Source organism: Aeromonas sp. ASNIH8 (assembly GCF_002919855.1).
GTDB lineage: Bacteria > Pseudomonadota > Gammaproteobacteria > Enterobacterales > Aeromonadaceae > Aeromonas > Aeromonas caviae.
In genome coordinates, this window is the sequence record NZ_PQLN01000059.1 from 18,810 (window position 1) to 31,893 (window position 13,084).

General features: G+C 62.0%; 14 protein-coding genes. 8 read left to right on the forward strand and 6 right to left on the reverse strand.

What is annotated here, in order from left to right; all coding sequences use genetic code 11:
* Positions 1-69 precede the first annotated feature (69 nt).
* The 3 genes from malF to C3418_RS15320 all read left to right on the forward strand — a co-directional run bounded on the left by malF (position 70) and on the right by C3418_RS15320 (position 3,835).
* Positions 70-1,725, forward strand: coding sequence for a maltose ABC transporter permease MalF (gene malF / locus C3418_RS15310; protein ID WP_049637099.1), 1,656 nt, complete (start codon positions 70-72; stop codon positions 1,723-1,725).
* 12 nt (positions 1,726-1,737) lie between these two features.
* On the forward strand, positions 1,738-2,628 hold the full coding sequence (gene malG, locus C3418_RS15315) for a maltose ABC transporter permease MalG (RefSeq protein WP_010674251.1): 891 nt from the start codon (positions 1,738-1,740) through the stop codon (positions 2,626-2,628).
* Between the two features lie 70 nt (positions 2,629-2,698).
* Positions 2,699-3,835, forward strand: a complete 1,137-nt coding sequence (locus tag C3418_RS15320) for an ABC transporter ATP-binding protein (protein ID WP_010674252.1) — start codon at positions 2,699-2,701, stop codon at positions 3,833-3,835.
* A gap of 128 nt (positions 3,836-3,963) precedes the next feature.
* Here C3418_RS15320 and ppk2 read toward each other — a convergent pair whose 3' ends face one another.
* Complete coding sequence (ppk2, locus tag C3418_RS15325; RefSeq protein ID WP_010674253.1) at positions 3,964-4,794, reverse strand: polyphosphate kinase 2; 831 nt, start codon at positions 4,792-4,794, stop codon at positions 3,964-3,966.
* A 156-nt stretch (positions 4,795-4,950) separates the two neighbouring features.
* Here ppk2 and C3418_RS15330 point away from each other — a divergent pair, with 156 nt between their 5' ends.
* Entirely contained in the window at positions 4,951-5,757 is an 807-nt protein-coding gene (locus tag C3418_RS15330; RefSeq protein WP_041212789.1) for an alpha/beta fold hydrolase, read from the forward strand.
* A 66-nt stretch (positions 5,758-5,823) separates the two neighbouring features.
* On the opposite strand, the gene C3418_RS15335 is transcribed toward C3418_RS15330, so the two are convergent.
* The 3 genes from C3418_RS15335 to C3418_RS15345 all read right to left on the reverse strand — a co-directional run bounded on the left by C3418_RS15335 (position 5,824) and on the right by C3418_RS15345 (position 8,169).
* On the reverse strand, positions 5,824-6,633 hold the full coding sequence (locus C3418_RS15335) for a MipA/OmpV family protein (RefSeq protein WP_235687595.1): 810 nt from the start codon (positions 6,631-6,633) through the stop codon (positions 5,824-5,826).
* Between the two features lie 173 nt (positions 6,634-6,806).
* On the reverse strand, positions 6,807-7,877 hold the full coding sequence (locus tag C3418_RS15340) for an AI-2E family transporter (RefSeq protein ID WP_029314318.1): 1,071 nt from the start codon (positions 7,875-7,877) through the stop codon (positions 6,807-6,809).
* Between the two features lie 22 nt (positions 7,878-7,899).
* Positions 7,900-8,169 (reverse strand): sulfurtransferase TusA family protein, encoded by a 270-nt coding sequence (locus C3418_RS15345; RefSeq protein WP_042880621.1) that lies wholly within the window; start codon positions 8,167-8,169, stop codon positions 7,900-7,902.
* Between the two features lie 127 nt (positions 8,170-8,296).
* Here C3418_RS15345 and C3418_RS15350 point away from each other — a divergent pair, with 127 nt between their 5' ends.
* On the forward strand, positions 8,297-9,751 hold the full coding sequence (locus C3418_RS15350) for a M48 family metalloprotease (protein WP_223918331.1): 1,455 nt from the start codon (positions 8,297-8,299) through the stop codon (positions 9,749-9,751).
* Between the two features lie 133 nt (positions 9,752-9,884).
* On the opposite strand, the gene C3418_RS15355 is transcribed toward C3418_RS15350, so the two are convergent.
* A complete protein-coding gene (locus tag C3418_RS15355) occupies positions 9,885-10,364 on the reverse strand; it encodes a TlpA disulfide reductase family protein (RefSeq protein WP_103858824.1) in 480 nt (159 codons plus the stop codon).
* 60 nt (positions 10,365-10,424) lie between these two features.
* On the opposite strand from C3418_RS15355, the gene arsC reads away from it, so the two are divergent.
* The 3 genes from arsC (at position 10,425) to C3418_RS15370 (ending at position 12,309) form a co-directional block, all read left to right on the forward strand.
* Positions 10,425-10,775: an arsenate reductase (glutaredoxin) gene (gene arsC, locus C3418_RS15360; RefSeq protein ID WP_043155313.1), complete on the forward strand. Its 351-nt coding sequence runs from the start codon at positions 10,425-10,427 to the stop codon at positions 10,773-10,775.
* Positions 10,772-11,146, forward strand: a complete 375-nt coding sequence (locus C3418_RS15365) for a DUF2069 domain-containing protein (RefSeq protein ID WP_069785092.1) — start codon at positions 10,772-10,774, stop codon at positions 11,144-11,146. The genes arsC and C3418_RS15365 overlap by 4 nt, the downstream gene beginning before the upstream one ends.
* Positions 11,147-11,385: 239 nt before the next feature.
* Positions 11,386-12,309, forward strand: coding sequence for a linear amide C-N hydrolase (locus tag C3418_RS15370; RefSeq protein WP_233735832.1), 924 nt, complete (start codon positions 11,386-11,388; stop codon positions 12,307-12,309).
* Here the strand turns inward: C3418_RS15370 and C3418_RS15375 are convergent.
* Positions 12,253-13,084, reverse strand: an 832-nt coding sequence (locus C3418_RS15375) for an RNA-guided endonuclease TnpB family protein (protein ID WP_103858825.1), incomplete at its 5' end; no start/stop codon positions are given. The genes C3418_RS15370 and C3418_RS15375 overlap by 57 nt on opposite strands.

Below are 13,084 nucleotides of genomic sequence, written 5' to 3' on the forward strand. Positions count from 1 at the left end.
GCACTACCCGGGAGGCCTTCGGGCCTCCCACTCTCTCAATCTCTCTTGGCGCAATAAAGGTTAATTGGCATGGAAGTAGTACCTTCTATCGAATCCTATGCCGGTCCGAAGAAAGACAAGTACGTCTGGCTGAAATGGACCATGGCGGCACTGATCGCAGTGCTTAATGGTTATGCGGCCGTGATGATGTATGCCAGCGGCGAGTGGGTATTTGCCCTGCTCGATCTGGTGGTCGTCTCCGTCGGTCTCTATGTCTTCATGAACAAGAAGACCTATGCCCACCGTTATATTTTCCCCGGTGTGGCAGGCATGGTTGTTTTTATCATCTTCCCTCTTGCCTACACGATCGGCATCGCCTTCACCAACTATTCGGGATCCAACTTGCTCTCCCTTGAGCAGGCACGGGATTACCATCTGAAAAAAACCTACAAGGTGACCGGCGGTGAATTCGATTTCACCCTCCTGGGTGGTGAGAACAATCAGTTTCAGCTGCTGCTGAAACAGGACGACCAATCCTTTATCAGTCAACCCCTTACCTTGCTGAACAACAAGGCGCGTACCCTGGCCGTCCGTGAAGGACGGGTCCGTGACGAGCCCCAGGTTGTTCAGTTGCAACCCCTGGCCGGGGAGGCGACCGACAAGGCGGCGCCCATTCGTGCCATCGTCGATCACCGCACCCACCTGAGTGCCCTGGATGTGGTACTGCCCGAAGGCAATATCCATCTGACCCTGAGCAGCCTGCGCAAGTTCGCCGCCCAGAAACAGCTCTATACCCAGCTGGTCGACGGCGCCGTGCTCAAGTCCGGCGTCATGATCAAGGACAGCAACCTGCTGCGTGACAACCAGAGCGGCGAGCTGATGCAGCCCAACGGTGACACCGGCTTCTACCAGTACATCGATGCGGAAGGTCACTTCGTCGGCAAGGGCATTGCCCCCGGTTTCGTGGTGAGCGTGGGTTGGAAAAACTTCATGCGCATCATGACGGACCCGGGTATCCAGAGTCCCTTCATGCAGATCTTCGTCTGGACCGTGATCTTCTCCGCCTGTTCGGTGGCGTTCACCCTGGCGATTGGCATGGTGTTGGCGTGTCTGGTGCAGTGGGAGCAGCTCAGGGGGCGTGGTTTCTACCGGGTCATGCTGATCCTGCCCTATGCGATACCGGCGTTCATCTCCATCCTGGTGTTCAAGGGCTTGTTCAACCAGAACTTCGGTGAAATCAACCTGTTCCTGGAAGCGGCCTTCGGCATCAAGCCGGACTGGTACACCAATCCCTTCCTGGCCAAGGTGATGATCCTCATCGTCAACACCTGGCTCGGTTACCCCTACATGATGATCCTCTGCATGGGCCTGCTCAAGGCGATTCCGGAAGATCTCTACGAGGCGTCTGCCATGGACGGGGCGGGGCCGGTACAGAACTTCTTCAAGATCACCGTACCGCTCTTGATGAAGCCGCTGACACCGCTGTTGATTGCATCCTTTGCCTTCAACTTCAACAACTTCGTACTTATCCAGTTGTTGACGAACGGGGCGCCGGACATCATCGGGGCCACCACGCCGGCCGGGACCACCGACTTGCTGGTGAGCTACACCTACCGGATCGCGTTCCAGGGCTCGGGTGGTCAGGACTACGGTCTGGCCAGTGCCATCGCCACCGCCATCTTCCTCATCGTGGGTGCGCTGGCCTTGCTCAACCTGAAATTGTCCAAAGCCGACAAGCAACTGTAAGGAGGCTTCAACATGGCAATCGTACAACCCAAATCAGTCAAATACCGGGTGTGGGCAACCCACCTGGTGATGTGGGGCTTCCTGGCACTGATCATCTTCCCGCTGATCATGGTCATCGCCATCTCGTTCCGTAACGGCAACTTCTCGGTGGGGGAGATCATCCCCACCAATCCGACCCTGGATCACTGGAAGCTGGCGCTCGGAATGTCCATCACCAACGCCGATGGCAGCATCACGCCGCCGCCGTTCCCGGTGCTGACCTGGCTGTGGAACTCCATCAAGGTGGCGGGCATCACCGCCCTGATGATAGTGGTGCTCTCCACCACCTGTGCCTACGCCTTCGCCCGTCTGCGGTTCCGTGGCAAGTCCACCATCCTGCAGGGCATGCTGATCTTCCAGATGTTCCCGGCGGTGCTGGCACTGGTGGCCATCTACGCGCTCTTCAACAAGATCGGTGACTACATCCCCTGGCTGGGTCTCAACACCCACGGCGGCCTGATCCTGGCCTACATGGGGGGCATTGCCCTGCACGTCTGGACCATCAAGGGCTACTTCGAGACCATCGACTCTTCCCTGGAGGAGGCGGCGGCCATCGATGGCGCTACTCCGTGGCAGGCGTTCCGCCTGATCCTGCTGCCCCTGTCGGTGCCCATTCTGGCGGTGGTGTTCATCCTGGCCTTCATCGGCTCCATCACCGAGGTGCCCATGGCCTCCATCCTGTTGCAGGATGTGAACAATCTGACCCTGGCGGTCGGGGCTCAGCAGTACCTCTATCCGCAGAACTACCTGTGGGGTGACTTCGCCGCAGCCGCCGTGCTGTCAGGCTTCCCCATCACGGTCGTCTTCCTGCTCGCCCAGCGCTGGCTGGTGGGTGGTCTGACCGCAGGCGGCGTGAAAGGTTAACGGTTCATGGCCGGGGGAGCTGGCTCCCCCCGTCATCACGATTTGCAAAGATTCAAGAGCGGAGCTCGACATGGCTGAAGTAGTACTCAACAACGTTCGCAAAAATTACGACCCGGCTGTCCACAAGGACACCCTGCGCAGCATCAACCTCGACATCAAGGAAGGGGAGTTCATCGTCTTCGTCGGCCCGTCCGGCTGCGGCAAGTCCACCCTGCTTCGGATGATCGCGGGTCTGGAAGACATCACCAGCGGCGAGCTGACCATCGGCGGGCGCTACATGAACGACGTGCCGCCGGTGGAGCGCAACGTGGGCATGGTGTTCCAGTCCTACGCCCTCTACCCGCACATGAACATCTACGAGAACATGGCTTTTGGCCTCAAGCTCAAGAAGATGGACAAGGAGAACATCCACAAGCGGGTGATGCGCGCCGCCGAGATCCTGGGTCTCGAGCCTTTGCTGGACAGAAAGCCCAAGGCCCTTTCTGGCGGTCAGCGTCAGCGGGTGGCCATCGGCCGCTCCATCGTGCAGCAGCCGCAGGTGTTCCTGTTTGACGAACCGCTGTCGAACCTCGACGCCGCCTTGCGGGTCAAGATGCGTATCGAGATCGCCAAGCTGCACAAGGAGCTCAACTCCACCATCATCTACGTGACCCACGACCAGGTGGAGGCCATGACGCTGGCCAACCGCATCGTGGTGCTGAGCCCGCTCAAGGGCGAGGCGGCCACCAACCTGGAGCAGTTCGGCACCCCCCTCGAGCTCTACCACAACCCGGACAACAAGTTCGTGGCGGGCTTCATCGGCTCCCCCAAGATGAACTTCCTGGCGGGCGAGCTGGTGGAGATCGGCGAGCAGGAGTGCGTGGTCAAGCTCACCTCCGGCGATACCGTGCGTGCCCGGGTGGATGCCCGTCGCGGCGCGGTGGGTGACAAGGTGGAGCTGGGCATTCGCCCCGAGCACCTGGTGCCGCTGGGTCATGCCCATGCCGACAGCCGCGTGAGCGGCGTGGTGCAGGTAGCCGAACACCTGGGGGCAGAATCCTTCGTCTACATGGACGTGGATGGTCACGACTTCACCGTCAAGGCGAGCTCCGACATCGACGTGGCCACCGGCCAGGAGTACAGCGTCGGCATCCCGGCCGAAGCCTGCTACCTGTTCGATGCCAAAGAACAGGCGTTCCCGCGCACGGCCAAATATATCCGCGCCTGAGAGGGCGAGAGTGCCAGGTTTTCCTTTCTATACGTTCAATGCCTTTTGCCGGTCGCAAGACCGGCTTTTTATTGCCCGTCATCCGAAGCCCGGGTTCCGGCCAGCGGGTGCGGCTGGCCGGGGCCCGTCTACTGCCCGTGCTTGTCTGACTCGAGGGCGGCGGTGACGTCCGGCACGAAGTGCTGGCTGGTGAGCGGCGGGCGCTCATAGCCTTCGGTCTTGATGGGGGGCAGGGTGATGGGCTCGTAGTGGATCGCCTCGTAGGGCACCTTGCCAAGGAGGTGGGAGATGCAGTTGAGGCGGGCGCGGCGCTTGTCGTCGGCGTCCACCACGAACCAGGGGCAATCCTCGGTATCCGTGTAGGTGAACATGTCATCCTTGGCGCGGGAATACTCCACCCAGCGGGAGCGGGACTGCAGATCCATGGGGCTGAACTTCCAGCGTTTGATGGGGGTGTTGATGCGCTCCTTGAAGCGTTTCTCCTGCTCTTCGTCGCTGACCGAGAACCAGTATTTGATGAGGGTGATGCCGGAGCGGATCAACATCCGCTCGAATTCGGGGCAGGCACGCAGGAATTCGCGATACTCGTCGTCGCTGCAAAAGCCCATCACCCGTTCGACCCCGGCCCGGTTGTACCAGGAGCGATCAAACAGCACCATCTCGCCCGCCGAGGGCAGGTGCGCCACGTAGCGCTGGAAGTACCACTGGGTACGCTCCCGATCCGAGGGGGCGGGCAGGGCGGTGACCCGGCAGACCCGGGGGTTGAGGGGTTCGGTGATCGCCTTGATGACGCCCCCCTTGCCCGCGGCGTCGCGCCCCTCGAACAGCACCACCACTTTGAGCCCCTCCTGCTTGACCCACTCCTGCAACTTGACCAGCTCCTCCTGCAGGTGGGCGAGGTGATGTTCGTAGGTCTTCTTGTCCAGACGGGGGCGTTTCTTGCTCTTTTCCTTGGCCATCATCCTCTCCTTGGTGACTCCTCGTTGTGAGTCTCTCCAGCTTGCACCAGGCGGGCACCCCTGCCAAGGGTGGCGTGTTACACTGCCGCCTCATCAGCCGCTGGCAACAGAAAAACAGGAAAGCCAGTTTCATCGCCGCTGGCAACAGGAGAAAACATGAAGCAGTTTATGGAGATAGCGGGCCGCCGCATGGCCTATCTGGACGAGGGGCAGGGTCCGGCACTGCTCTTTGGCCACAGCTACCTGTGGGACAGTGCCATGTGGGCACCGCAAATCGAGGCCCTCAAGGGGCAGTATCGCTGCATCGTGCCCGAGCTTTGGGGTCACGGGGATTCCGATGTGCTGCCCGAGGGGCCCTGCACCCTTGCGACCCTGGCCCGGGATCACCTGGCGCTGCTCGATGCCCTTGGCATCGACGAGTGCGTGCTGGTGGGGCTCTCCATCGGTGGCATGTGGGGCGTGGAGCTGGCGCGCATGGCGCCTGCTCGCCTCAAGGGCCTGGTGCTGATGGACAGCTTCGTCGGCCTTGAACCCCAGATCACCTGCGAGCGCTATCTCGGCATGCTGGCGATGATCGAGCAGGTCGGCGCCGTTCCTGCGCCCATCGCCGATCAGGTGGCGCCGCTCTTCTTCGCCCATCAACCGGACGCGGCCCTGATGGCCGGTTTCAAGGCCCGGCTGGCCCAATGGCCCGCCGACAAGGTGGCGAGCCTGGTGGCGGTGGGGCGCAGCTTCGTGACCCGGGAGGATCGCATCGACTGGCTCGAAGAGATGAGGCTGCCCGCACTGGTGATGACGGGGTGCGAGGACAAGGCTCGCCCTGTGCTGGAGGGGTATCTGATGGCCGAGGTGCTGGGGTGCCCGTTCAGGGAGATCCCGGGGGCTGGTCACATCTCGACCTTGGAGAACCCCGCGTTCATCAACCAGGCGCTCGCCGAATTTCTCGCCGAAGTGGCAGGGTGACGCTGCGCCGGATAGCCGTAAAAAAGGAGCCATGGGCTCCTTTTTTGTTGTCCAGTCCGGATGGGGCTACCAGATGTAGCCCACCCCGAAGCCTGCATAGAGTTCTCCCTGATGCTGGACGATGGGGCTGTCCGCAATGTCATCGTCGTAGCGCTCGTAGTTGATGCCAAAGCCGCCAATCCAGTTGGCGCTGAAGCGATAGCTGCCGATGAGGGAGACCATGGGGGAGAGGGTGGTGCCCGTGTTCCACGCCGGCCTGTCCGCCCTCGCTTCGTCTTGCGAGACAACGCCGAAGTAGTAGTTGGCGAGGTTGTGGCTGCGCAGCATCACGCCGGCTCCCGGCATCAGCAGCAGGGGGCCGCGGATGATGGGGAAGTTGGCCCACAGCATCAGCTTCTGACCGTTGCTGGTACCGGTCACATCCGTGGTGGCCCGCACGCTCCAGAGGGCGTAGGGAGTGATGAGATCGGCCCCAACACCGGCCTCGAACTGCCCCTTGCGCTTCTCCATGCCATGGAGGAAGGGATCGTCGTCCGGGTCCAGGTTGCCAAAGCGCATCCGGCCGAAGGAATAGGTCGAGAGGTTGCCATCCCGGCTCAGGTAGTAGCGGGCCCGATCCCCCAGATACATCAGGTTGTCACCAAAATAGAGGGCCCCCGGGATGGGCATCAGGGTATCGTCCTGGTGTTGGTAACGGGCCTGACCGCCGATGACGGCCCCGCCCAGCACCAGCCCCTTGGGAATGGTGCTGTCAGGGCTGTCGCTGGAGAAGGCGCTGAGGGCCCCGATATCGAGGTCTGCCCGGACGGGAGAACAGAACAGCAGTGCCAGAAAGGCACCCAGAGAGGCATGGCGCAGGGCAGGGAGTGGGGGCATGACAGAGCCTTGTCGGTGGGTGGGCGTGGGAACGAATCAGACCGGCGTAGCAAGTCAAACGGATGTCGGTTTTCAATTAAACCCGACAAGGCAAGCATGAGCCAGCGTCACGGAGGTGCTGCTGGTGGCCGGTATCTGGAAGGGGCGAGACCCGGCCTCGCCCCTTGCCAGGGTCAGGGGGCGGGGCGGGGGAGATCTTCCCGCTTGGGCCAGGCATTGAGCACCGCTTTGACCAGGGTGGCGAGGGGAATGGCGAAGAAGACGCCCCAAAAGCCCCACAGACCGCCAAACACCAGCACGGCGATGATGATGGCCACCGGGTGCAGGTTGACCGCCTCGGAGAAGAGCAGGGGGACCAGCAGGTTGCCGTCGAGGGCCTGGATCACGAAATAGGCCACCATCAGCCAGGCGAAGTCGGGGGTCAGCCCCCACTGGAACAGGGCCACCATGGCCACCGGCACGGTCACCGCGGCGGCACCGATATAGGGGATGAGCACGGAGAAGCCCACCGCGACCGCCAGCAGGGCGGAGTAGCGCAATCCCATCAGGGCGAAGGGCACATAAGTGGCGATGCCGACGATGACGATCTCGATCACCTTGCCGCGGATGTAGTTGATGATCTGGTCGTTCATCTCCACCCAGACCCGGTTCACCAGGGTGCGGTTGCGGGGCAGGAAGCGGCGCAGGCCTCCCATCAGCACCTGTTTGTCCTTGAGCATGAAGAAGACCATCAGGGGCACCAGGATGGCGTAGATGAGGATGGCCACCACGTTGATGAGGGAGCTCAAAGAGGCGCTCACCAGTTGTTCGCCGCCGGTCAGGATGCGCTGGCGAATGTTGTCGATGATGGTTTCCACCAGGCTGACGTCGATGATCTCGGGGTATTTTTCCGGCAGGGTGCGGACATAGTCCTGGGCATGGGCCAGCATGGCGGGGGCCTCCTTGGCCAGGTTGACCCCCTGGCTCACCAGCGTCGGGATGAGGCCCAGCAGCATCAGGGTCGTCACCGTGATGAACAACAGCAGGACCAGGCTGGTAGCGACGGTGCGAGAAAGGCCGCCTCGTTGCAGGCGACTCACCGGCCACTCCAGCAGATAGGCCATCACCAGGGCCACCAGCAGCGGTGCCAGCAGATCCCCAAACAGCCAGAGCACGGCAAAGCAGAAGACCAGCAGCAGGAAGAGGGTGACGGCATCGGGGTCGGAAAAACGGGTCTGATACCAGCGCTTCAATACATCTAACATCGAGGCTTCCTTGAATGGCGGCTCACGGGGTGGGTGGCATGGGCTCGGGGGCGAGCAGGGCGTCCCGAGGGGGACGGGCAACGACGAGCAGCAGGGAGAGGCGGGCAGCTGACTCTTCCCGGGTCTGGACATGGTGACCCTGACGGCGCAGATAGGCGGGAATGTCCTGCCGGGAGCCTGCATCCCCGAGCTGGATGCACACGGATTGACCGGGCCGGGCCTGGCGCAACCAGAGCTTGAGCCGGATGAGGGGCTCGGGACAACGCCAGGGGGTCAGGTCGAGCTGTTCCATGAGAACTCCATCTCGTGCGTGGCGGTCATTATGGCCGTGATGAGAGGATGAAACAACGCTTGTGGGCCTTGAATGGCAAGGGTATTCTGCCGATGCCCGCTGGGGTCTGATTGGAGATAGAGATAACGTGGCACGTTTTTCCCCCCTGATAGCATCGCTTCCCCTGTTGGTCACCCTGATGGGGGCGACCTTCCACGCCCAGGGGAGCAACCAGTTGCCCGACATCGGTACCGCCGGGGTCGCCGCACTGCCCATCGAGCAGGAGGTGCGCTATGGCAACGCCTTCATGCGTTTTGCCCGGGCGGGCCTGCCCATCATCGATGACCCCGTGCTCAACGAATACATCGACGATCTGGGCCAGCGGCTGCTGACCAATGCCGACGGGGTGCGCTTCCCGTTCACCTTCTTCCTCATCAATGATCCCAGCATCAACGCGGCGGCCTTCCTCGGTGGCCGGGTCAAGGTGCACACCGGCCTCTTCCTTTACGCCGAGAGCGAGAGCGAGCTGGCCTCGGTACTGGCCCACGAAATCACCCACGTGACCCAGCGTCACATCGCCCGTTACATGGAGGCACAGGCGAGCAGCTCCGCCATGACCCTGGCCGGCCTGGTGGGCTCCATTGCACTCGCGGTGATCAACCCCACCGCTGGCATCGCGGCCTTGCAGACCACGCTTGGTTTGTCGATGCAGTCGGCCATCAACTACACCCGGGACAACGAATACGAGGCGGATCGCATCGGCATGAAGACGCTGTATGACGCCGGGTTCGATCCCATGGGCATGGCCAACTTCTTCCAGAAGCTGGCGGCGGAGTACCGCTATGCCAGCAAGCCGCCGGAGATGCTGCTGACTCACCCCCTGCCGGAGACCCGGATCAGCGAAGCCCGTGCCCGGGCCGGGAGCTATGGCGCGCGCGCCCTGCCGCCGAGCCTGGACTTCTGGCTGGCCAAGGTGCGCATCCAGGTGCGCTATGGCACCGAGACGCCCCAGGCGCTGCTCACCTACTTCGACAGCCGCCTGCAGAAGGGGGATTACCCCCTCAAGGATGCCGCCATCTATGGCAAGGCGCTGGCCCTGTTGCAGCTCAAGCGCACCGACGAGGCCGACACCCTGATGCAGGAGCTGGCGACTCGTCACCCGGAGGATCTCTTCGTGGTGGATGCCCTGACCGACATCGATCTCGCCAAGGGGCGCAGCGCCCAGGCCATCGCCAGACTGGAGCGCTTCCGCACCCGGATGCCGGACAACGAGGTGGTGGTGGTGAACCTCGGCAACGCCTATCTGGAGGGGGGCAACTACAAGAAGTCCATCGCCATCCTGGACCCTTATGCCCGGGAGCACGACGAGAACAGCCTGGCCTGGAGCCTGCTGTCGGACGCCTACCGCAAGGCGGGCAGAATGACGGACCTGCACATGGCGCGGGCTGAGACCCTTTCCCTGCGCGGGGACTACCAGGCGGCCATCGACGAACTGATCGTGGCGCGGGGCACCACCAGTGACAAGCTGACCCTGGCCCGCATCGAGGCGCGTATCACCCAGCTGGAGCGGGCCAAGAAGGATCTGGACAGCCTCAAGGGCTGAGTCCGGAGCGGGTTGATGGCAAGCGGGGTGCTCCTTTGGGGGCACCCCGCCTTGTTTTGCAGGCTAAAATAGGGCCTTTCATCGGTTTCAACGCATCTTGATGATGAAGACATGAATGTGATGGATGGCTCTGCTATTGGGCGCTCGCTAGGCGGCGTTTTATCTCGCCTATCTTCTGCTCGTCCAGCTCCCCCACCAGGGTCTCCAGCAGCGTTCCCCTGGCATCAAGCAGATAGCTGGTGGGCAGCGCCCCGGGCCTTGGGAACGGGAGGCGGGCGTCGTCATCCGGGATCATCAGGGGAACCCTGATGGCGTGGCGCTGTGCCAGCTCGGTCAGTTCGGCGGGGGAGGCGGGGTCATAGTTGATGGCGATCACCCGGATCTGGCCTTCCTGGTGCAATGTTGCCAGCAAGGGCATCTCCCGCAGGCAGGGGGCGCACCAGGGGGCGAAGTAGTTGACCAGCAGCGGTTTGCCACCGAGATCCGCGAGGCTGACCTTCTTTCCCGCGCCGTCGGTGAAGTCGGGTGCCGGGCTGCAGGCCCCCAGCAGGGTTGCCACAATCAGCCAACAGATCCGTTTCATTTCCATAGCCTTCCCGCTTACCCTGACCATCCGTTTCCCCTACAATAGCGCCATTTCTTGTCCCATCTTGCGATTAATCAGGGAGTTATCATGAGCGAGACCCAAATCTACCACAATCCGCGCTGCTCCAAGAGCCGTGAAACCCTGGCCTTGCTGGAACAGCACGGGGTCGCCCCCGAGGTGGTGCTCTATCTGGAGCAGGCCCCGAGCGAGGCACAGATCCGCACCCTCCTGAGTCAGCTTGGCTTCACGGATCCCCGACAGCTGATGCGCACCAAGGAAGAGCTCTACAAGGAGCTGGGGCTCGGCGAGGTGAGCGGCGATGACCTCATTCGTGCCATGCACCAGCACCCCAAGCTCATCGAGCGCCCCATCGTCATCAAGAACGGGCAGGCCCGCATCGGTCGTCCGCCCGAGCAGGTGCTGGAGATCCTCAAGTGACCACCCGCTTCGCTCGCCTGCTGACCCTGGCCGGTTTTTTCGGCCTGCTGGCCTGGGTGCTGCTCTGGCATCTGTGGCTCTCGCCCCACCCGGATCTTGCCCCCTGGCTGTTGCCGGTGATCTGGACGGTGCCGCTGCTCTTCCCCCTCAAGGGCATAGTGCAGGGCAATCCCTACACCCACGCCTGGGGCAATTTCGTGCTGATGCCCTACTTCCTGCACGCCCTGACCCTGATCACCACGGATGAGGGGGAGCGGTGGTTGGCGGTGGTGGAGCTGGTGCTCACCACCCTGGCGTTTGTGGGCACCATCTATTACGCCCGCCTGCGCGGCCGCGAGCTGGGGCTGAGTATCCGCAAGAAGGAAGGCTGAGCCCCTCCCTGTCCGCCTGCTGGCGGGCAGGGTATGTGTCTGAAACCGACGCAAGCCAGCGAATGGCATCTGGCGGTATCGCCCCGAAGTGGCTTGCTTATCTCTTTGATTAATTTATGGATATTGATCGCTGATTGGCAGGGAAGCGCCTCTGTTGGCAGATCTGTCACCTGGCTTGCCAGTCTCAGTCAGCCCCTGTTATGCAAAAAGGGATACGCTTGTGTTTTCACTGGACTCGAGTGAACCATGTGACAATCCTGCGTTCTCCCCTGTTGCACAAGACCCTGCTGGCCCTGACCGTCTCCCTCTCCGTCAGTTCCCTCGCCGATGCCTGTACCCGCGCCGTCTATCAGGGGGAGGGAGCGCTGGTGGTGACCGGTCGTACCATGAACTGGCGCAGCGCCATGCCGACCAATCTCTGGGCGCTGCCCCGTGGCATCGCGCGGGAAGGGGAGGCCGGCGCGCACTCCATGACGTGGACGTCGCGCTACGGCTCCGTGGTGGCGGCAGGCTTCGATGCAGGCACCGCCGACGGCATGAACGAGAAGGGGCTGGTGGCCAACCTGCTCTATCTGACCGAGTCCGAGTATGTGACCCCGAGCGACAAGGATCCGCGCAAGACTCTCTCCATCTCGCTCTGGGCCCAGTACGCGCTGGACAACTTCGCCACCGTGGCCGAGGCGGTCGAGGCCCTGTCGAAGGAGGAGTTCTATGTGGTGCCCACCCTGACCCCGGATGGCAAGCCGGGCCAGCTGCACCTCTCCCTCTCCGATGCGAGCGGCGATTCCGCCATCTTCCAGTACGTGGGGGACAAGCTGCAGATCTACCACGACCGCAGCTATCAGGTGATGACCAACTCGCCGACCTTTGACAAGCAACTGGCCCTCAACGACTACTGGGAGGAGATTGGCGGTCTCACCATGCTGCCCGGCACCAACCGCTCGGCGGACCGTTTTGCCCGCGCCTCCTTCTACATCAAGACCCTGCCAAAGACCGACCAGGCCAACGAGGCGGTGGCCGGGGTGATGAGCGTGATGCGCAACGTCTCGGTACCCTTGACATCCTCCCCCACCTTAGCGCTTCGCGTCACAGGAGGGGGATTCCCATTACTGGGTGATAGCTGCTCGCGCAGTACCGGGTTCCTGCTTCATCGGGCGGCCTGATTGCACCGCGCCTCCACAGGCTAAAACGGCGTGTCCCGCCGCTAAAATATTGCGAGCGCCATTCACATCGGCGTTCGCCTCATAACCACACGCAGCGCATTTAAACTGGCTTTGCGTCTGGCGGTTATCCTTCGCAGTATGCCCACAACAGGCGCACTGCTGGCTGGTGTAGGCCGGGTTTATCGCCAACACCTGACCACCTCGCCATGCCTGCTTGTATTCGAGCTGGCGGCGCAGCTCAAACCAGCCCTGATCTAATATCGAACGATTCAGCCCTGATTTTGCCCGGACGTTGCGCCCCGGCTGGCTGGTCGTGCCCGCTGCTGATTTTGACATGCTGGCAACCTTCAAATCCTCAATGACGATCATCGCGTGGTTTTTGCTGATAGTCGTTGTGACCTTGTGAAGGTAATCGCGGCGGGTGTTGGCGATATGTGAGTGCAGCCGCTGGATCTTGGCTTTTTGTTTCTTCCAGTTGCTGCTGAACTTTACCTTTTTGCTCAACTGGCGTTGGAGCCTTGCCAGCTTGGTCTGATTGGTTTTGAAGCTGTTGACGGGCTCAAACACCGTGCCGTCTGACAGGGTTGCGAGCTTGGCGATCCCCGCATCTAGCCCGACCATTGAGCCGGAGGGGTGAATTGGCTCAAGCGTCTCCTGCTCGACCTGAAAGGAGATATACCAGTGCCCGGCTGCTTGGCTGACGGTCGCGTTTTTAATTTTCCCTTCAACTGGCTGGGACTGACGGAACTTGACCCACGCCAGCCCGGCAGGCAGC